At 61.3% G+C, this 20,254-nt stretch carries 16 protein-coding genes and 1 pseudogene; 10 read left to right on the forward strand and 7 right to left on the reverse strand.

Features of this window, described 5'->3' with window-relative positions; all coding sequences use genetic code 11:
- Positions 1-66: 66 nt before the first annotated feature.
- The 3 genes from GR197_RS14990 (at position 67) to GR197_RS15000 (ending at position 5,181) form a co-directional block, all read left to right on the forward strand.
- A complete protein-coding gene (locus GR197_RS14990) occupies positions 67-1,992 on the forward strand; it encodes an adenylate/guanylate cyclase domain-containing protein (RefSeq protein ID WP_164010811.1) in 1,926 nt (641 codons plus the stop codon).
- 494 nt (positions 1,993-2,486) lie between these two features.
- Complete coding sequence (locus GR197_RS14995) at positions 2,487-2,984, forward strand: DinB family protein (protein WP_164010813.1); 498 nt, start codon at positions 2,487-2,489, stop codon at positions 2,982-2,984.
- 406 nt (positions 2,985-3,390) lie between these two features.
- Positions 3,391-5,181 carry an ABC transporter ATP-binding protein gene (locus tag GR197_RS15000; protein ID WP_164010815.1) on the forward strand — a complete coding sequence of 597 codons (1,791 nt, stop codon included), beginning with the start codon at positions 3,391-3,393 and terminating at the stop codon, positions 5,179-5,181.
- 124 nt (positions 5,182-5,305) lie between these two features.
- Here GR197_RS15000 and GR197_RS15005 read toward each other — a convergent pair whose 3' ends face one another.
- Complete coding sequence (locus tag GR197_RS15005; protein ID WP_164010878.1) at positions 5,306-8,152, reverse strand: ATP-binding protein; 2,847 nt, start codon at positions 8,150-8,152, stop codon at positions 5,306-5,308.
- Positions 8,153-8,352: 200 nt separating this feature from the next.
- Here GR197_RS15005 and GR197_RS15010 point away from each other — a divergent pair, with 200 nt between their 5' ends.
- From GR197_RS15010 to GR197_RS32315, 5 genes and pseudogenes are all read left to right on the forward strand, one after another.
- Positions 8,353-9,657, forward strand: a complete 1,305-nt coding sequence (locus GR197_RS15010) for an epoxide hydrolase family protein (protein ID WP_164010817.1) — start codon at positions 8,353-8,355, stop codon at positions 9,655-9,657.
- A gap of 92 nt (positions 9,658-9,749) precedes the next feature.
- A complete protein-coding gene (locus GR197_RS15015; protein ID WP_164010820.1) occupies positions 9,750-10,424 on the forward strand; it encodes a VOC family protein in 675 nt (224 codons plus the stop codon).
- A gap of 84 nt (positions 10,425-10,508) precedes the next feature.
- Positions 10,509-10,928, forward strand: coding sequence for an Ohr family peroxiredoxin (locus tag GR197_RS15020; protein ID WP_164010821.1), 420 nt, complete (start codon positions 10,509-10,511; stop codon positions 10,926-10,928).
- A gap of 304 nt (positions 10,929-11,232) precedes the next feature.
- Positions 11,233-12,243: an Lnb N-terminal periplasmic domain-containing protein gene (locus GR197_RS15025; protein ID WP_164010822.1), complete on the forward strand. Its 1,011-nt coding sequence runs from the start codon at positions 11,233-11,235 to the stop codon at positions 12,241-12,243.
- 31 nt (positions 12,244-12,274) lie between these two features.
- A pseudogene (locus tag GR197_RS32315) lies at positions 12,275-12,466 on the forward strand (alpha/beta hydrolase); the annotation flags it as partial.
- Positions 12,467-12,671: 205 nt separating this feature from the next.
- Here the strand turns inward: GR197_RS32315 and GR197_RS15035 are convergent.
- Together GR197_RS15035 and GR197_RS15040 are read right to left on the reverse strand one after the other, a co-directional pair.
- The gene (locus GR197_RS15035; protein ID WP_246724584.1) at positions 12,672-13,931 is read right to left on the reverse strand and encodes a flavin-containing monooxygenase; all 1,260 of its coding nucleotides are present in this window, start codon (positions 13,929-13,931) and stop codon (positions 12,672-12,674) included.
- Positions 13,932-14,137: 206 nt separating this feature from the next.
- Positions 14,138-14,695, reverse strand: a complete 558-nt coding sequence (locus GR197_RS15040; protein WP_164010824.1) for a dihydrofolate reductase family protein — start codon at positions 14,693-14,695, stop codon at positions 14,138-14,140.
- Between the two features lie 294 nt (positions 14,696-14,989).
- Between GR197_RS15040 and GR197_RS15045 the strand changes: the two genes are divergently transcribed.
- The gene (locus GR197_RS15045) at positions 14,990-15,784 is read left to right on the forward strand and encodes a transglutaminase domain-containing protein (RefSeq protein WP_164010825.1); all 795 of its coding nucleotides are present in this window, start codon (positions 14,990-14,992) and stop codon (positions 15,782-15,784) included.
- Between the two features lie 145 nt (positions 15,785-15,929).
- Here GR197_RS15045 and GR197_RS15050 read toward each other — a convergent pair whose 3' ends face one another.
- The 4 genes from GR197_RS15050 to GR197_RS15070 all read right to left on the reverse strand — a co-directional run bounded on the left by GR197_RS15050 (position 15,930) and on the right by GR197_RS15070 (position 19,324).
- Positions 15,930-16,706 (reverse strand): COG4705 family protein, encoded by a 777-nt coding sequence (locus tag GR197_RS15050; protein WP_164010826.1) that lies wholly within the window; start codon positions 16,704-16,706, stop codon positions 15,930-15,932.
- Between the two features lie 30 nt (positions 16,707-16,736).
- On the reverse strand, positions 16,737-16,997 hold the full coding sequence (locus tag GR197_RS15055; protein WP_164010827.1) for a hypothetical protein: 261 nt from the start codon (positions 16,995-16,997) through the stop codon (positions 16,737-16,739).
- A gap of 361 nt (positions 16,998-17,358) precedes the next feature.
- Positions 17,359-18,663 (reverse strand): sensor histidine kinase, encoded by a 1,305-nt coding sequence (locus GR197_RS15065; protein WP_164010828.1) that lies wholly within the window; start codon positions 18,661-18,663, stop codon positions 17,359-17,361.
- Position 18,664: 1 nt separating this feature from the next.
- The gene (locus GR197_RS15070) at positions 18,665-19,324 is read right to left on the reverse strand and encodes a response regulator (RefSeq protein WP_164010829.1); all 660 of its coding nucleotides are present in this window, start codon (positions 19,322-19,324) and stop codon (positions 18,665-18,667) included.
- Positions 19,325-19,574: 250 nt separating this feature from the next.
- Here GR197_RS15070 and GR197_RS15075 point away from each other — a divergent pair, with 250 nt between their 5' ends.
- The gene (locus GR197_RS15075) at positions 19,575-20,252 is read left to right on the forward strand and encodes a winged helix-turn-helix domain-containing protein (RefSeq protein ID WP_164010831.1); all 678 of its coding nucleotides are present in this window, start codon (positions 19,575-19,577) and stop codon (positions 20,250-20,252) included.
- Positions 20,253-20,254: the final 2 nt, after the last annotated feature.

Below are 20,254 nucleotides of genomic sequence, written 5' to 3' on the forward strand. Positions count from 1 at the left end.
CGTTGGGTAGCGCATGCCAGACTGGCATTGCGCTATACGAGACGTGTCCGCATTTCGGGGAATCGCGTGCGCTGGTCCAAACCGCTCAGACTGCATCTTGGCGTCCTGGTCGTCGCGTCGCTGCTTTGCACCTCGGCGCCGATCATCTGGATGGCATTCAGCCACGGAAGCGATGCCGCGGTCAGCGCCGGCGCGCAGCAGATGCGCGCGATGAGCCTGCGGCTGATCGAGGGATACCGGAATACGCTGCAGGGCGGCACCGAGGCCGTGACGCTGGCATCCACCCTGCCGCAGCTGGTTTCCCCGCCGCCCCAGGATATCAAGGCAAAACAGCAATTCTTTCAGGAGGTTCTGCGAAACGTCCCGAACGCCACCAGCGTTTACGCCGGCTATCCCGACGGCTCCTACCTGCAGGTGATCAACACGGCCCGGCGCGACGTTCGCCAGACGCTTGCCGCACCCGATGATACCACTTTCGCGATCCGAATGATCGCACGGAGAAACGCGGCCGATGTCATCTCGACGCTTGCTTTTCTCGACAAGGATGCGCTGGTGATCGGGGAACGGAATGTCGAAGATACATCCTTCGATCCGCGGCAACGCCCCTGGTATCAATCGGTCATTCAAGATGGCGTGCCGGTTTCCGTCGGACCCTATGTCACCGGAACGCTGAATGTTCCGACGCTGACGATCGCAGCCCCGATGCTAGATGATGGAAAGGTGGTCCTCGGCATCAATATTCACCTGCAGACCGTCAGCCGCCTGCTCGATGCCAGTGAGATTTCGCCGCGGGCGCGGGCTTACATCATCGATGCCGGCGGCAATCTCGTCGCCCATTCCGACCCTGATATCATGAGCAGGATCATCGGGTTATGGTCGAGAACATCCGGCGGCTTTGCCGCGACGGCAAACAGTTTCGACCCGAGCCTCGAAACCGTGGCGCGGCTCAGGCAGGATCCGGCCTTTGCCGCTGGCGGCCTGGCACGGGTGGATTTCGATGGCAAAGCCCATCTTCTGCAGATCGCCCCGATCAGCGTATCCGGCCTGTTTTCGGGCAGCGAGGCGGCAATCGTCGTGCCGCTGGAGGACCTGGTGGCTGAGGCCCATCGGCTGCTGATGCGCAATCTCTTCATCGCCGCCGCCTTCGTGCTCGCCGGTGTCGCCGCATCGGTCTTGCTGTCGCGCATGGTCAGCACCTCTCTCTATCGGCTGGCGGACGAGGCGCGCAGGATCGGCGATCTGGATGTGGGGGAGAAACCGATGTCCCACTCCTGGATCAGCGAGATCAACACGCTGGCAAACGCGCTGGCGGCCAGCCGCCATGCCATCGGTCAGTTTGCGCTTTATGTCCCGCGGGAAGTGGTCCGGCAGATCGTCAATCCCGAGACGAGAACGATTGTCGGGGCGAAGCGGCAGGATGTGACCGTACTGTTTACCGACATCAAAGACTTCACGACCATCTCGGAACAACATTCGCCAGAAGAGGTGGTCGACACGCTTTCCGCCTATTTTGAACTGCTGAACACCATCGCCGAGCGCAATGGCGGGGCCGTCGTGCAATATCTCGGCGATTCCATTTTCGTCATGTGGAATGCCCCGGTTGCCGATAGCAGCCATGCGGAAAACGGCTGTCGCTGTGCGCTGGCCATGAAAGCGGCGGTCGACGGCTTGAACGACGCCAATCTCATGAATGGCCGCCCCGAGCTGTTGACGCGATTTGGATTGCACACCGGCCCGGCCGTCGTCGGCAGCTTCGGCGCGATTTCGCGTCAGCAGTACACGGCGATGGGCGATACGATCAATGTCGCGTCCCGGCTGGAAGGCATGAACAAGGACCTCGACACATCGATCCTGGTGAGTGCGGCCACCCGCAACGCCGTCGCCGACCGCTTCACCTTCCGCCCCATCGGCCTCGCCCCCGTCAAGGGACGCGCCGAGAAGGTCGACATATGGGAGCTTGTCGGGGAAATCGGCGTCGCGCCGCCAAGATGAGACGTGCGGGAGAGCCGATGCTGTGCCGTGTAATGGCAGCGCAGCAAGATAGACCCAGGCGGACGGCCGAGTTGGGCGAAAGCGCACCCCCAAACTCCGTCTTCCCAGGCCTTGAGCCTGGGAACCATGGCCCCGCTGGTGGCAGCCGGCGTGGATCCTCCGGTCAAGCCCGAGGAGGACGGAGGGTGGGGTGAGCTCAGCGGCAAATTCAGCGACGGAGGGCGGCAATGGGCAGACAGCAGCCAACTGCCTTCGTCGGAGTGCGTCAGAAACGGACATGACGACTTTGCGCCATGAGCCAATGCCAAAAAAACTAAAAATGTCATCAGGCATTTGCGGCGATGCTGTTTCAGGATAGACTGATCGTCGTTGACGCTGTGCCGTGCGGCCCCCTCATCCGACCCTTCGGGCCACCTTCGCCCCGATGGGGACCCTATGGGTCTTCCCTGCAGTCGCCTATCTCCCCAACACCGCTAACATCGGAGTCAGAGACAATGATCTCAGCCGACTATTGCCGACTCATGGCCCGCTACAACAGCTGGCAGAACACCTCTCTGGTCACCGCCGCCGATGGGCTGACGCATGCGGAGCGCTGGAAGGATCGCGGGGCGTTCTTTCAATCGATCGCCGCGACGCTGAACCATCTTTATTGGGCCGACGCTCTGATCCTGGCGCGACTGAAGGGCAATCAGCGCCCTGAGGAAACCATCACGCACTCGCTGACAAGCCCATTGGATTGGGATGCGTTCAGGAGACTGCGCTTGCAACGCAACGCGGAAATCGAAGCCTGGGCCGCAGGATTGCACGACGCGGATCTCGACGGCATGCTTGTCTGGTATCCCGGCGACGGCGCAACGCGGATCGAGAGGCCGAAGGCGAACTGTGCTGTCGAACTTTTCAACCACCAGACCCACCACCGCGGCCAGGTGCATGCGATGCTGACGGCAGCCGGTGCAAATCCGGAGCCGACCGACCTCTCGCGTCTGGCATAACCGTATCGGTGATAGGCTCGACCAACCTGCCCACCAGCACCTATCAAGCCCTCTGCCGAAACCTGCACGTTACAGAATGTGTCGTTTTCGCATCACTTTCTGTCAGGTTGTAAATTCCTGGTTGGCAACGGCGATTGCCTTCGCTACAAGAGGCTTACCGCGTCAGATCGAACATAAGGGAGGCGTTGCATGACATCATCAGCAATCACCAAAGTCCTCCCGTGCGGAATGTCCCGACACTAGGTCATTTCCATTCGCGGCCCGCCTCAAGCGCGCCCGACATGCGGTTTTCACTCCCTTCATAGCCCGATTGATCTGACGGGATCATTTCGTCTCCCGTTCGGGCTGTGCCATTTAACTCTCGTTTTTGAGGACCGGTTGCCGATATGCGGCCGGGTTGGTTCAAATGACTCGCAAGAAGCTCGATTTCCGCGCCGATGCCTATCGCAACGTGCTCGGCTTTATCTTTCATCACTGGACTCACCGGCCTGGTTTGGTGGGGCTGATCATCGTGCTGGTGATTTCAAGCACGCTGGCCGAAGTCATGGTGCCGGTCTTCTCCGGCCAGATCGTCGATGCCATTGCCGGCACGAATGCGGCTGACAGTGCGCTGCGCGCCTTCGTCATTGTCGTCGCTTTGGGCTTCAGCAGCGTGGCGCTGCGCTATTTCATCTTCAACGGCATCATCCGGCTGACGCTGCGCACCATGGCGGATGTCACCAATGGCGGTTTCCACAAGGTGCAGCGGTTCTCCACCGACTGGCACGCCAACAGCTTTGCCGGCTCGACGGTGCGCAAGATTACCCGCGGCATGTGGGCGCTGGATTCGCTCAACGACCTGCTGCTGGTCGCACTTTTGCCGTCGATCGTCATGCTGGTCGGCGCCAGCATCGTGCTCGGCAGTTATTGGCCGATCATGGGACTGATCGTCAGCCTGGGATCGCTGATCTATATCGGCGTCACCGTGGCGCTTTCCATGGGCTTCGTGTCGCCGGCGGCAAGGCTTGCCAATGCCTGGGATACCAAGCTCGGTGGCGCGCTCGCCGATGCGATCAGCTGCAACTCGGTGGTCAAGGCGTTCGGCGCCGAAAGCCGCGAAGAGATCCGTCTCGGCCATGTGCTTGGCAAGTGGGACAGCCGCACGCGGCGGACATGGAAGCGCGGCACATTGAGCGGCACGATCCAGGGCTTCATGATGGTTTCCATGCAGGCAGGCATTCTGGGAACCGGCCTCATCATGTGGCGGCAGGGGCTGGCAACGCCTGGCGACGTCACCTTCGTGCTGGCGATGTTCCTCGTCCTGCAGGGCTATCTGCGCAATGTCGGCCAGGACATCCGCAATCTGCAGCGTGCCGTCAACGACATGGAAGAACTGGTGCTGCTCGACAAGATGCCGCTCGGTATCGAGGACAGGCCGGACGCCACACCCATCAATATTGGCAGTGGCGAGATCGTCTTCGATCGCATCACCTTCCAATATGGCGCTCATCCCAGCCCGCTTTATGAGGATTTCTCGGTCGTCATCGAGCCGGGCGAGCGTGTGGGGCTAGTGGGGCATTCGGGCTCGGGCAAGACGACCTTCGTCAAGCTGATCCAGCGCCTCTACGACGTCAATTCGGGCGCGATCCGCATCGACGGGCAGAATATCGCCCGGGTCGAGCAAGCAAGCCTGCGCGGCCAGATCGCCATCGTGCAGCAGGAGCCGATCCTGTTTCACCGCACGTTGGCCGAAAACATCGCCTATTCCAGGCCGAACGCCTCGCGGCGCGAGATCGAGCAGGCGGCAAAACAGGCGAGCGCCCACGATTTCATTCTGAGCCTTCCGAAGGGCTATGAAACGATGGTGGGAGAACGCGGTGTCAAACTGTCGGGCGGCGAGCGGCAGCGCGTCGCCATCGCCCGCGCCTTCCTGGCCGATGCGCCGATCCTGATCCTCGACGAGGCGACATCCAGCCTCGACAGCGAGAGCGAAGTGCAGATCCAGCAGGCGATGGAACGCCTGATGGAAGGCCGCACCACACTGGTCATCGCCCATCGCCTCTCCACGGTGCGGGCGCTCGACCGGCTGCTGGTCTTCGACAAGGGCAAGATCGTCGAAGAGGGCGACCACCAGGCGCTGATCCGCCGCAGCGACGGCATCTATCGCCGACTGTTCGAGCGGCAGGCGCTGGAGCTGACCAAGGGTCTGGTGGCCTGAACCGAAACGCCAGGGTTATGCTCTGGCGTTTCTTTTTTGTGGGTTGGCGCCGTGTGCTGACTGGCAGCAACCCGCCCGCCCAATCCAGACTTTTCCACGATCGGAGATTGGAGATTTTTTTGAGTCAGCGCGTTAAAAGCAGCCGCGCTCTTATTAGTTCCGCCGTTTCCGCGCCCTCGGCGAATTGATTGAACAGGGGTAGCAGGAGTTTGCGGGCATCTCCAACCCTTCGATTAGCGACCATCAACTCGGCGAGATCGTTGGCGGCCCTGATTTGCCACCCTAGGGCGCCTTGAACGCGGCTCATATCGATAGATTGCCACAAGCGTTCTTCCGCTTCTTCGTGACGTGCGGCGTTGGTCAAAAGCAAGTCACCATTCACCCGAAGAAGCTCCGGCATGTAGAGAACATCGCCTTTCAGCTCAACATTTCGGATGGTTCGCTCAACGACATCGAGCGCTTCGGTCACCTGACCGATCGACTTCAATCCCCGAGCAAGCGAAATGTTGAATTCCGTCGTCAGCAACTCGTAACCGATGGCATGAATGGCGGCCAAGCTGGATCGAAGGTCCTCGACGCCCTCTCCGGCGTCTCCCCGAAGGATGGCCAGCTCTCCCCGGCGGGCGCGCCCCGCGGCGATGAACGGCCCCAGCGAATTGGTTTCGGCCTGATGGACCAGGGTATCGATGTGTTCCTGGGCCTGATCCCAATTGCCGTTCCAAAGAAAGACCGAGATGGCCCACCCCAAAACGACGGTCAGTGCCGCGGGCCTGTCGGTTCTTGCTGCGCTTTCGATGACCTTTCTGGCTCGATCCTCCGCCTGCTCGGGGAAACCTTGCAGCCACAGGTTCCTCGCCATTGTCACTTCGCTTGGAAAATGGAGCTCGTGGGATAGATAGATTGTCGTCCTACCCGCCCGAGCCCAGTCAGTCAGGCTGGCCTCCAGCTCGACGCGGGCGTCGGCCAGATCGCCCGCAAGATGGAGAGACCTTCCCAGAATCGACCGAGCTTGTGCCGACGCGGCGAAATCCTGGATCGTGTCGGCCGCGGTCTTACAACGCCGCGCGTAAGCATGCGCGGTGTTGAAATCCCCACTGCGAAAGTAAAACGTCCGCAGCATGCTGAGAAGCCCGACCTGGTTGACGACATCGCCCTGTGCCTCGGCGATTTCCAGCCCCCGGTTCAACGCCCTAAGCGCGGCGTCGCTCTTACCATGAAGATGCGTCGCAGCGATTCCGAACACTGTTTGGAGGTGCATCTCCTCGAGCCCTCCTATCGTCTCCTCGGTGAGCGCGGAGATCGCCCGCTCGGCCCAGCGGTGCGCTTCAGGCATGAGCGACATTGCGAGGAAGGCCGGCCCCGCGGCCGCAGCAAGCCTTACCCCGACGGCGACCTCGCCATTTTCGCCGAATGACCATTCCAGTGCAGAGCGGACGTTGTTCAGCGCCGCGAAGTACGCCGCACGCTCAGTCCCTGTCTTCTTGCTCGCCCAATCACCCGCGCTCTGCGCCACCCAGCGCCCATAGTAGTCCGCATGTCGAATGGCGAGATCCGACCGCTCTTGCGCCTCGAAGGGGATCGCCAACGCATAGGCCCGGGTCGTGTCCAGCAGTCGGTACCGCAACGTGGCACCGATGGGACGGGTGGAAACCATCGACTTTGCGACCAGGCTGTCGATCGCTTCGAAAACCGAGGGCCTGTTGAGGCTTGAACTCGCCACGACGTCCACCGCGGCGTCAAGCGTGAAGTGTCCGACGAAGACAGCAATGCGGCGAAGCACTACGCGCTCGAGTTCGGACAGAAGTTCGTAACTCCAATCGAGCGTCGCCTGCAACGTTCTGTGGCGGGGCTGCGCCGTTCGCGATCCAGTCCAATGCAGCGTCAAATGCTCGTCGAGAAGGTCGGACGCGTGTTGCAGCCCGTACGATCCGACGCGCCGCGCGGTCAGTTCGATCGCGAGCGCAATGCCATCAAGCTTGCGGCAAATGCCTGCGACGAGAGGTGCATCCGCTTCGTCTATATCGAGTTGGGCGTCGTTGGCCCGCGCTCGATCAAGGAACAACTGGGTGGCCGGAAACTTTTGGATTGTTTGAGCAGAAATGATCTCGTCTTCGGGTGGGCAGGTAAGCGGGCCGAGGCGATAGACACGTTCGGCCTCGGTCTGAAGAGATTCACGACTGGTTGCGAGGATGTGAACCTGGGACGCCGAGTTAATGAGGTTCGAGGCGAGCTGTGCCACGGCTTCCACCAGGTGCTCACACGTGTCGAGAACGAGCAGCGCCCGCCGATTTCGAAAAAACGCGATCAGGCTTGACTGCGCATCACCGGCACCCACGGGTATGCCGAGCATGGACGCGATCGCCGTCGTCACCAATCGTGGATCGCTCAGCATTCCAAGATCGACAAAGAGGACTGTTCCCCCGAACCGTTCGCTCAGGCGATGCGCAGTAGAGATGGCGACGGTCGTCTTCCCAATCCCTCCTGGCCCTACGATCGAGACAAGGCGCGACGTCACTATCTGATCTGAGATTCGCTGAACATCCTCGTCCCTGCCGATCATCCGGCTAAGGCGCCCGGGGAGGTTTGCGTGCGAAAAATCAGCCGGAGCTGAAGCGGTCGAATGGGTCTCATGCAAAGCTCGCGAAATCGCCGCGACGAAGCAATAACCGCGACCGGACAGCGTCTTGATGAAGCGAGCGCCGTCTCGTCCGTCTCCCAACGCCTTCCGGAGGCTGTTCATGTGAAACCTGAGACTGCCTTCCTCGACGACGACCTCCGGCCAGACCCGTGACATCAGATCCTGCTTGGTGACGATTTCATTGGGAGCTGACGTCAGCGCAATTAGGATGTCGTAGGCTCGCGCGCCAAGTTCAACGACCACGCCTTCCTTCGTAAGGAGGCGTTCGTTCGCACGCAACTGGAATGGACCGAACGTTATCGCGTCGGTTGCCGGACCGCCCCCTGCTGTCATGGCGCTGACCTTTCGTGCCGGCGCCACCATAGCCTAGACCCTGATCATTTTCCATGAACCACAGCGAGCGCCTGTTTGGATTCGATTTCCCGCCACTAACAAAAACTAACAACGCATAACGGGTCATCGCCATCGGCCGGGAGTAAACCTTCGCCAGCACCAAGGTGCAGCCAATTAACTCATCTATAGAGGAGAACATCATGGCCAGCGTGACATCAGAATCTATCGATCAAGGTCGCCGCACCATTCTAGGTGCAGCCGCGGCAGGCATCGCTGCAGCCAGCGCGGCAGGCCTCTTCCCGTCTGGAACGGCTGCTGCCGCCGACGCCGAGGCAATCCGTCCATTCAAGGTGAACATTCCCGAGGCGGATATCGTCGATCTTCGCCGCCGGCTGTCTCATGCCCGGCTTCCGGAGCAGGAAACCGTCCCGGACAAGTCGCAGGGCGTACAGCTCAAGACCATCAAACAGCTCCTACGCCACTGGGAGAAGGATTACGATTGGCGCAAGGTTGAAGCACGCATCAACTCGGTACCGAATTTCATCACCAAGATCGATGGGCTCGACATTCATTTCATACATGTCCGGTCCAAGCACGCAGACGCCCTGCCCCTCATCGTGACGCACGGGTGGCCAGGATCCATCGTCGAGCAGATGAAGATCATCGGGCCACTGACGGATCCGACTGCGCATGGCGGGACCGCCGCGGACGCCTTCCATCTCGTGATACCGTCGATGCCCGGCTATGGATTCTCGGGCAAGCCGACAGAAGCGGGTTGGGGTCCGGAGCGGATCGCCAGCGCATGGATCGCGCTCATGCAGCGCCTTGGCTACACACGATATGCAGCACAAGGTGGCGACTGGGGCGCAGTGGTTACGGAGATGATCGGCGTGCAAGCTCCGAAGGAGCTGGTCGGCATTCACGTCAACATGCCTGGAGCAATCCCCGCCGAGATCGATCAGGCTTCGTTTGCGGGCGCGCCCGCACCGTCCGGATTGTCCAACGAGGAGAAGAGTTCCTACGACCAGCTCGTTTTCTTCTACAAGCACGTCTACTACGCGCTCTGGATGGGCACTCGGCCGCAAACGGCTGCGGCCTTCGCGGACTCTCCGATTGGTCTCGCAACATTCATGATCGACCATGATGCCCGCAGCCTCGACCTTATCGCCAGGTCGTTTGATGGCGGTTCCGAGGGTCTGACACCGGACGACGTGCTCGACAACGTCACCCTGTTCTGGCTGACGAATACGGGCGTATCGGCAGCCCGCCTCTACTGGGAAAACAAGTTGGCATTCTTCAGTCCCAAGGGGGTGAAGGTTCCGGTGGCCGTCAGCGTTTTCCCCGACGAGCTTTACCAGACGCCCCGGAGCTGGGCCGAGAAGGCGTATCCGAACCTCATTCACTACAACAAGGTGGCAAAGGGCGGGCACTTCGCCGCTTGGGAGCAACCGGCACTTTTCACCGAAGAACTGCGTGCAGGCTTGAAGACCCTTCGCACGAGCTGAAGCCGTTAGCACCGCATGATTGACACCCAGCGAGGACGGCGTCGGCACCTGTGCAGGCGTCGCCTCCTCAAATTAGTCGACAGGAACGCACGATGAACGACGACACGACAGCATGCAAGAGTTCGACGATGGACATGAAATTGGAGATCGTAGTCCTGCCGGTGGCCGACGTCGACCGAGCCAAGACATTCTATGCCAATCTCGGTTGGCGGCTCGACGCGGACTTTGCGGCGGATGGCGGCGAGTTTCGAGTGATACAGTTCACGCCGCCGGGTTCGGGCTGCTCGGTTATTTTCGGAAGAAACGTAACCTCAGCGGCTCCCGGCTCTTCACAGGGTCTCTACCTCATCGTCGCCGATATCGCGGCGGCACGCGAGAAGCTGCTCGCGGATGGGGTGGAGATCACCGAAGTATTCCATGACGCGGCCGGTGTCTATGTCGGGGAAGACCAGCACTACCTTTTCGGCAGCAAGCGTGCACAGGGTCGAGACCCAGAAGGTCGGAGCTACCGGTCGTTCGCGTCGTTCGCTGACCCGGACGGCAACGGCTGGCTGCTGCAGGAGATCACCGAACGCCTGCCTGGACGGGTCGAAGCGGCCAGCACGACATTCAGTTCGGCGGCAGAGCTCGCGGCGACGCTGCGGCGTGCGGGCGCAGCGCATGGCGAGCATGAAAAGCGCACCGGAGGCGGGTACGACGTCAACTGGCCGGATTGGTACGCCGAATACATTGTCCAGGAACAGGCGGGAGGAACGCTGCCGCTCTAACGTCCGGATCCACTCGCAAAAGGACGCCATCCGCGACGGCATTATCGCGCCGTCGGAAAAGAAAAAATTCGAACTGGAACGCAGGTGCGCAATACTCCAAAGGTGCTTTACACCGGCCAGACAGACACGATCGGCGGCCGCGAAAATGGCTTCGGGCGAAGTTCAGACGGTGTGCTCGATATCCGGTTCTCGGCTCCTGGTTCCATGGGCATTGGAACCAACCCGGAGCAACTTCTTGCGGCGGGATGGTCGGCCTCTCTTGCGAGCGCGATAGCGCTTGTGGCTCTGAGGCGGAAGTTTCCGCTACCGGGAGAGGTCAGGATTCACGCAGAGGTCAGTCTGATATTCGATTTGAAGGTCTACGCTCACATGTCGAGGTTGACTGTTGCGTTGCCGGGTGTCGAAAGGCCCACCGCGGAGGTTCTGTTGGAAGAAGCGATCGAGATCTGTCCAATTTCGAAGGCTTTCCGGCGCGCCTGTGATGTCACGATCGAGCTGGCCTGAAGCGACGGCATCTATATCCACTTCATCTCCGCGATGCGCGCTGAAATATCGACGGATTGCTGGAAACTTCATCGTGTTGGAGGCCTCCCCTGAACGCTCTGGAGGAAGAGGAATGATTCCGCGGAGGAATACCTTGGTCTTGTCATGCCTGTTGGCACCGTCGGTCACGCCAGCGGAATTCAAGCCATAGCAAATTAGAAAATCCGGAGGCCCGTCGCTTCGGATAGGTTCTGGGCTTCAAGTCCGGAAACCGCTAGGGTCTGACGATCAGGACGTACGCTTCAAACTCGTTTGGGAAAGCAAAATGGTTCGACCGGTCCGTGCGATCGTTATTGCAGTGCTCCTGTTCGTCGTCGCCGTTGCCGTTGCCTGGTCGTCGCTCGCGCTTTGGTACCGCTTGCCGTTGCCCGAGGCCGGCAGGCAGGCCAGCGCCATCTTGTTCGGGCTTTTTGGCGCCTCCGTCATCGTAGCGCTCTTTGGCAGGAGACGCCTTCGTGCGGTCCTCGCGTTTGCGGCCGCCTTCGTCATTGTCCTCTTCTGGTGGAGCACGATCGAGCCGCAGGCAAATGGAGCGTGGGCTCCGGACGTTGCTCGTCAGGTCACCGGCGAATTCGACGGTGATCTGTTGACGCTGACAAATGTCCGCGATTTCGAGTGGCGCAGTGCCACCGACTTCACGGAACGATGGACGACTCGGAGTTACGACCTGAACAAGCTGAAAAGCGTCGACATGTTCATGTCATACTGGTCAGGTCCGACCATCGCGCATGTCATAATGAGCTTCGGCTTCGACGACGGCCGTTATCTGGCGTGGTCTATCGAAGTGCGCCGCCTTTCCGGAGGTTCGTTTTCACCGCTGGCGGACTTCTTCAAAAGCAGTCCTCTGGTCATCATCGCGGCAGACGAAAGGGATGTGATCGGCCTCCGCTCCAATTTTCGCGGTGAGGACGTCCAGATCTACCGCCTGAGGGCGACGCCGGCGGCTGCGAAGCTTCTTCTGCGCGAATACGTCTCCGACGCAAACGCGCTCGCAGCACGGCCCGCCTTCTACAATTCGCTGACGACCAACTGCACGACGACCATCGTCAAGATGATGCGTGTGGCAGGCGACACCGTGCCGATGGACTGGCGCCTCATCGTCAACGGATACCTGCCGGAATACGCGTATGACCGGCGCGCGCTGGACATCTCGGTTCCCTTGTCGCAACTGCGGTCGGCCGCACATATCGCTGCAAGAGCGCACGAGGACGGTCTTTCGCCGCTTTTTTCGCAGGCCATTCGCGTCGGCGTTCCGTCGCCGCAGGGCGCGTTGTGACGTCTTCTATCCCAACGATATCGAGACGGGTTCTCCTCGCCCGATGCTCTTCATCAGCGGCGACCAGGCCCATTCGAAAGAGCTCAGCCAGGACGCCTACAACCGCGCCGCCGAGCCTAAGGAACTGGTCTGGGTCAAGGGCGCCGGGCACGTCGACCTCTGCGACCGCGTGGACCTCATTCCATTCGACAAGCTGTCCATCTTCGATCAGCATCTCGCGGCGCGCTTGGCCGACGCGCCGGTGCTGATCCTCGGCGCGGCAACGTCTAGCCTCGACAGCCACCCCCAGGCGCTGATCCGCCGCAGCGACGGCATCTACCGCCGACTGTTCGAGCGGCAGGCGCTGGAGCTGACCGAGGGTCTGATGGCCTGAACCGAAGCGCCAGGGTGTTGCTCTGGCGTTTCGGCCATTTCACGACCCGGGGAAATTACGTGCGAACCTCTATGAGGTGTTCGACGAGGCGGGGCGCTTCTTCGGTGATTGCCAATATGATGCCTGACTTGCGCGTGGAGGCGAAATCCAGTCCGGCAAAGTAGAGGCCTGGCAAGACGCCCACGCCATCGGCATGAATGGGCTGTCCGCCAGCATCAAGCGCACCCGGAAGTCTCATAAAGCTGAAATCGCCCTTGAAGCCCGTGCACCACACCAGGCTGGTGATGCCGGATAGGGAGAGGTCGAGCGAATTGATCGCCGGGTCCGGCCGACGCCACGCGACCGTCTCCGCCGGGTCGGGCTGCGAAACCGGTGCATCGATCCCGGCGCGGCCGATATAATCATCAATATGGCGTTTGGAATTGTCAGAGGCTTCATCCGCAAAACGAACATTCGCTTCGAGATCGTCGGCGAAAGAGAGGCGGCCGCCATCGGCAACGCCGGTCAATCGCCCGAGAAGCACGATACCCTGTGCGCCAAGCCTCTGAAGGCTTATCGTGTGCTCCGAGCCGAGCACACCACGCGGCGGAATGCGTCCCGCAAGCCGAATGACCTCCTCTCGCCGCACGTCGAGAAGCCCGCTTTCGAGCAGCCAGATCATGATGTCGCGGCCCCGATAGCGGCGTGGAAGCCGTCCGACGCGACTGGTCGCAAGGAAGACCCTCCGGCCCGCTTCCGCCAGCTCCTCCGCGATCTGGGCGCCCGATTGGCCGCTTCCGACCACCAGCACCGCTCCGCCGGGCAGATCTGCAGGGCTGCGGTAGCCGGAAGCGTCGATCTGGCAAAGGTCAGGCGGCAACGCATCTGACGGGATCGGGCGCACCGGACAATTCAGGTTGCCGCTTGCGACGATCACGTTCAGCGCCCGAAGCGTGCCCTGCGATGTGGTCAGCCGATAGACGCCATCCTCCTGCGCGAGTTCGCTCACCGCGGTATCCGCTTCGATCGGCAGCCCGTTGCGCCCGGCGAAGTCTTCAAGGAGAGCGACGAACTGATCACGCGTCTGGACACCATAGGGATCGGAACCCTCATAGCAGTCGCCAGGCATGACGGTCTGCACATTGGGCGTATTCATCCGGAAGGATTCCCAGCGTTGCGTGCGCCATGTCTCTCCTATGCGACCCCGCTCCAGGACGCTGTGGCGCAGGCCTCGTCGCGCCAGCCAATAGCTGACACCGAGGCCCGCCCAGCCGCCACCGATGACGACGACATCAAGAACATCGGCACGCCCATTCTTCTGCCACGATGATCTCATGAGCGGCCCCCCAGCCATCCCCGCGCGGCATTAAGCCTTGTTCACGGCAATGAGTCCAGGGTCGCCGATCTCCGTTCGACTGGCCCTCGCCGTGCCTCGTGCTGATGCCACGCATGGCATCGCGGACCTCAGCCATTGCCTATCTGGTCGGCAAATGGCCGCGTCGCGCCGACTGCAGTCACGACGCAGAAGCATTTGGATAGCCATCACGGCTGCCGCGTCGGCGCGATCGATCCGGCAGGCACATAGGTCAATCGGATCGCATCCCCGCCGATCCGATCGCTGGCGACAAGGCGGAGCGGCGGCGCCCGGCCGGTGAAGAACGGCTTGCCGCGGCCGAGCACGACGGGATTAAAGTAGAGCCGATATTCGTCGATCAGCCCAAGCTCGGTCAGGCTTCCCGCCAGCTCCGGCCCGGCGACCTGGATCTCCCCGGCCAGCCCGGTCTTCAGCCCGCGGATCGCTGCCTCGACGTCATCCGCGATAAGCGTGGCATTGGGGCCGACCGACTGCAACGACCGCGACACGACCCATTTCGGCTGGCTCCGCCACGCCATCGCGAAGTCGCGTAAATCCGGCGTCCATTCAGGATCGTCTTCGTCCCAGTAGCGCATCACCTCGTACATGCGGCGGCCGTAGAGGCTGCCCGTCAAGCCGCGCACCTGCTCGATCCAGTGGCGAAAGAGGGTGGCGTCGGGCGCAAATTCCAGGTGGTCGACATAGCCATCCAGCGACAGGTTCATTCCGAAGACGAGCTTCGCCATGCCATATCCTCCATCCCGGGTTCTTCAGGATAGCTTACGGCACTGTTGCGAGTAAGTGGGCTTGGGCACGAACTGGCGCCGCTTGTGATCGATATGGCGAACCAGAGGTCCCAGGTGCAAAGGCGTTAGCGCAGCGAAACCCGATTACCAAGCCTGTTGTTTCAATATAATGACGCAGGAGCGGATAAACCCGTCATTGCGGCTGTCGCAAGACTGCCTATCCTGCGATGTTGCAACGTCGGTGATATCATTGCCGCTTTGATCGGGATCTCGCGGGGGAAAGGCAAGAGCGGCATGGAGGAAAAGAAGCGCTGGACCAACCATAGTCGGATGTCCGATCCAATCCATCACAGGGCGTTGATGGCGGAATTGCCGAACGAGATCGGGCGACTGAACGATATTATCCAAGGTGTGCTGGTTCACGCCGATTGGGCGGAAGAGTACGGTCTCGACCAGACAAGATTGGACGCATCGGCGAGAAAAACATTGCCGATCGCCGAACGTTTCGACGATGTCTTCGCCAGAGACCCTCAGCCGCTCCACTGCCGGCGCCCCGCAGAGAGACGATCCACCGGCACGTGCCGCGATTTTGCGCTCGCCTTGTCTTCGATCCTTCGCAGCAAAAATGTTCCCGCACGCGTACGCTGCGGCTTCGCCTCCTACTTCTCGGCAGGATGGGAGGATCATTGGGTTTGTGAATATTGGAACGCGGCAACCAGACGCTGGCATTTGAGCGACGCGCAGATCGACCGGATGCTGAAAGAGAAGAAACAGATCAAGTTCAACCCAGCCGACGTACCGCGTGATCATTTCATGCCCGCGGGAGAAGCCTGGCTGAAATGCCGTCGAGAGACGGTCGATCCTCAGGCATTCGGCCACGGTGAGGTAAACGGCCTGTGGTTCGTGAAGATCAACGTCGTCCGGGATCACTACGTGCTGAATGGCCGCGAAACCTCCGATTGGGATCGGTGGCGCGAAGCACATTCTTCTCAAAGGCTGGTACTTCAGCAAGAACTGCCGCTGCTGGACACACTCGCCAGCGATCCCGCGCAGGATTTGATCGAGGTTCTGCCAGACTGGCTGGTATAACCCGTCAGGTAAACTTGCCCGAGACGAGAAGAGCCTAACTCGTCGCTAAAGGAACGGTGAGACTCTCTTGGCCTCCGGTTGCGCCGGAAGCTGCCCCGAACCATCGTCATCGTCTCTGCTGCCGGCGTTATGCCGTTGGTTGATCTCAAGGAAGGGTCGGCGTGCGCATGTAGCGGGCTGTGGCGTAGACGACCGTCGCTATGATGGCGATGAGGAAGCCGAGACTGGTGGTGACGGTGCCGAGGCCGAGGCCGCCATATTCCATCGGCTGGGACAGGAGGTCGCCGAAGGATGCGCCGAGCGGGCGGGTCAGGATGTAGGCCAGCCAGAAGGCGGTGGTGGCATCCAGCCTGAACTTGTAGTAGGCCACCGCGATCACCGCGATGATGCCGCCAAACAGAAGGCCCGTGTTCAGGTAGCCCAGCTCGAAGCGTTCCGCGATCTGGTCGCCGACCGAGGTGCCGAGGGCAAAGGTGAACAGGATGGCGAGCCAATAGAAGCTCTCGCGCCGCGGCGTCAGGATCGAGTGGATGGAGAGCGTGCGGTCCACTCCGTACCAAATGGCGAAGGTGACGGCGAGCGCAATGCTGAAGCCCACCGTGGTGGTCATCAACGAGACCCCGAAATTATCGACGAGGTTGTCGGTGACAAGGGTGCCCACGACGCTGATCAGGACGACCGTCAGCCAGTACGACCACGGAACATACTTGCCCTGGTAAAACTGGATGGCGAGCGCGCAGAGAAACACGCAAGCCATGAAAATCGACGTGGCGGTCAAGCCATAGCCGAGGTTGACGTTGAGAAAGTCTGCTGCGGTCTCCCCCATGGTGACCGCCAGCAGCTTGATCAGCCAGAAGTCGACCGTGACCTCGGGGACACGGCTGGCAGGTTGACTGAAGCCGTCTGCGGATGATGTGCTCATCTTGGTATCTCCTGAGGTCACGGGCGCGGCTTACTTGCCAAGAAGCTTCATGGCGTCCGTCAGAAACTGGTCTGCACGCTTGTCGTCATCGGCATTGCAGCGCTCGACCGCCTTGGCTTCCAGCTCGTCGGCCTTCTTCATCACATCGGCCGACACCTTGGCGGTCTCCTTGGCCGCGCGGTATTCCTTCAAGACGTCTTCGCACGGGCGCGAGGCTGCATTGGCCTGGGCGACGAAGGCTGCGGAGCCGAGCGCAAGCGCGGTGAAGATCAGTTTGGCGGAACGGTTCATGGTGTTTGTCTCCATTGGTTTGTCGTGCACCTGTCGGGGTACGCTCAAAGCATGGAGGGCGAGGCTTAGGAGAAACTTAGAGCCTTTCCTGGTCAGATTGAATCATTCTGCCGGAGCAGGTTTTCGTCAGGGCAGAGGCGATTGGCGATGGGCATACCCCCAGGTACGTCCGAGCCTATCGCCTCTGATCCTGGCGGAAAGATGCCCGGCCCTTCGGGTTGGCTGAAACGGGCCGGCTGATCGACCGGCCGGCTTGGCCGTAGAGCTGGGCTACGACGCGCGCCGGCCGGTCGAGCATCCGATTCCGTTTGAGCCAACAGAATGCTTCAAGCTGATCAGGAAAGGCTCTAAAACCGCCGGATTAGGCGAGAGGCCATTCGAGAACGACCCGCAGGCCGCGTCCTGCTGGATTGTCCATCAGCCGGATGGCGCCACCGTAGCGGCCGGCCAGATTGCGGGCGATCGCAAGGCCGAGGCCGCTTCCATCTGTTTTGGACGGATCGATACGGTAGAAGCGGTCGAACACGCGCTCGCGCAGTTCGGCCGGGATTCCCGGCCCGTTGTCGGTCACGGAAAGAACCGCGTGATCATCGTGTGTCAGCACGGCAAGATCCACTTGCCCGTGGTCCGCCGTGTAACGCAGCGCATTGTCAACGACGACATCGAGGATGGCAGCCAGTTCCGCGGGGTCGCTCCTGACCAGGCAGGGAACCGATTGCACCATGCCGAGGTCGATCGCTTTTGCGTCGGCCGTTGCCAGGAACCGGCCGAGACACTCTTGAAGCGCTTCGCCAAGATGGACTGTCGCCGCCTCGCGGCCGGGCCGCTCCCCGCTCTCGCTGCGGGCCAACCGGAGAAGCTGGGTCGCCACCTGTGTCGCCCGGCGCACGCCGGCCTCCAGGTCGGCGACCGCCGCGTCGCGCTCCTCCGGTTGGCCGGCCTGCCTGAGGTTGTCGATCTGGAGGGAAAGCGCCGTGACCGGCGTTCTGAGCTCATGGGCCGCATCGGCAAGGAAGGCACGCTGCTGCTCCAGCGTGGCGCGGACGCGGTCAAACGCACGGTTGATCGCCAGCACCAGCGGACGCACCTCCACAGGAGCATCCTCGACGGAAAGAGGGTCGATGTCCTCGACGACGCGGTTTTCCACCCGGCCCGCCAGGATATGGAGACGCTCCATGATCGCGCCCACCAGCCAGTAGGCGGCAAGCCACGACAGGGGTATGGCCAGCAGGAACGGCCATGCGCTGTTCCAGGCGGCGTCGGCCGCAAGCTCATCGCGCTCGGCGGTGCGCTGGGCGACCATCACGGTGCGGGCTGGATCGCCCTTGTCGGTAAAAAGCCGCCACTCCTCCGCATCCGCACGGAAGGTGGAAAATCCGCCTGAAGTGGGGGGTGGGAAAACCACACGCGGATCGTTCGTCCGCGTCGTCCGCCCATCCGCGAAGGTGATCCTGACAGCCACGATCTCATCGCTGGAGGCGCCTGCGCCTGCCAGAGGGAGAAGACCGCTGCCATCGCCGACGACATGCGCGATCTGCTGGAGCTGGAAGTCCAGGATGCTCCACGCCTCAAGCCGGGCGCTGTAATAGGAAAAGGCCGCGGCAAAAGCGGCAAGGGCCGTCAGAAGCGCGGAAAAGACGAGAATGAACGAGCGGCGGAGCGACATGTCAGGCCTTCGGGATCATCCAGCCGGCGCCGCGCACATTGCGGATAACATCCTTGTGGAAGCGCTTGCGGATATAATGGATCAGAACTTCAATCGCGTTGCTCTCGATCTCCTCGCCCCAGCCGTAGATACGCTCTTCGAGTTGACTGCGCGACAGGATCACACCCGGTCGCTCTGCAAGTATCCGCAGAAGCGCAAATTCCCGCGCAGACAAGGTTTCCGTTACCGCCCTGAAGGTAACGGAATATGTCGCGAGATCCAGCGTCACCTCTCCCGCCTGGATCAGCGACTGGGCGTGTCCGGCCTTGCGGCGCATCACCGCGCGGATACGGGCCAGCAGTTCATCGAGCTCAAAAGGTTTCAGCACATAGTCGTCGGCGCCAAGGTCAAGGCCCTTCACACGGCTTGGCAGATCGTCGCGTGCCGTGAGGATCAGGATGGGGACACCTTTGCCTGCCTTGCGGATCGATTCCAGCACCTGCATGCCATCGATCTGGGGCAGTCCGAGATCCAGCAGGACAACGCCGTATTCCGCAAGGCCGACGGCTTCCAGCGCAGCCTTTCCGTCCGTCACCCAGTCCACGGATATGGCGTGCCGCCCCAACCCTTTCAGCAGGGCTTCGGCAATCATCCGGTCATCTTCGACAAGCAACAATCTCATATGTCAAACGTAAGCGGTCTGGTGAAATTTGTCTTCTGCCGACTTGGGTGGCGACTTGGGCAGACGACACGCATGAAGCCATGAAGAACGAATTTTCCAGCAGCGCCGTCTGCCGAGGACAGCGGCCTTTGAGTGGGTTCATCCGGCACAAATAGAACGTCCCCGCCCTCACCTTACAAATCCGTAAGTTGTCGCCAAAGCGCGCCCTCGGCTAGACTGTCCCCTGGGCATGCCGGGAATGATCGGGCTGATGCGGATCCTGCTTATCGAGGACGATCGGAAGACGTCCGATTATATCGCCAAGGGGCTTTCCGAGGCAGGTCATGTCTGTGACGTGGTCGGCGACGGCCGCGATGGGCTGTTTCAGGCGCAGCGCGAGGCCTATGACGTCATCGTCGTCGATCGCATGCTGCCGGGGCTCGATGGGCTGGCGATCGTCCGGTCGCTGCGGGCCGCCAAGATCGGCACATCGGCGCTGTTCCTGACCTCGATCGGCGGCGTCGATGACCGGGTCGAGGGGCTGGAGGCGGGCGGCGACGATTATCTCACCAAGCCTTTCGCCTTCTCCGAGCTTCTGGCGCGCGTCAATGCGCTTGGCCGCCGGCCGCCGGTGCAGGAGCAGAAGACGGTGCTGAAGGTTGCCGATCTCGAGCTCGATCTGATCCGCCGCGAGGCCCGGCGCGCCGGCCAGGTGATCGAGCTGCAGCCGCGCGAGTTCACCCTGCTCGAAGTGCTGATGCGCGGCGAAGGCCGGGTGATCACCAAGACGATGCTGTTGGAGCGTGTCTGGGATTTCCACTTCGATCCGAAGACCAGCGTCGTCGAGACCCATATCAGCCGCTTGAGGGCCAAGGTCGACAGGCCGTTCCAGGCCCAGCTTCTGCACACGGTCCGCAACACCGGATACAGCCTGCATGCGCCGCGTTAGAA

Origin of the sequence: Rhizobium phaseoli (genome assembly GCF_010668805.1) — a bacterium.
In the GTDB taxonomy this organism is placed as follows: domain Bacteria; phylum Pseudomonadota; class Alphaproteobacteria; order Rhizobiales; family Rhizobiaceae; genus Rhizobium; species Rhizobium phaseoli_A.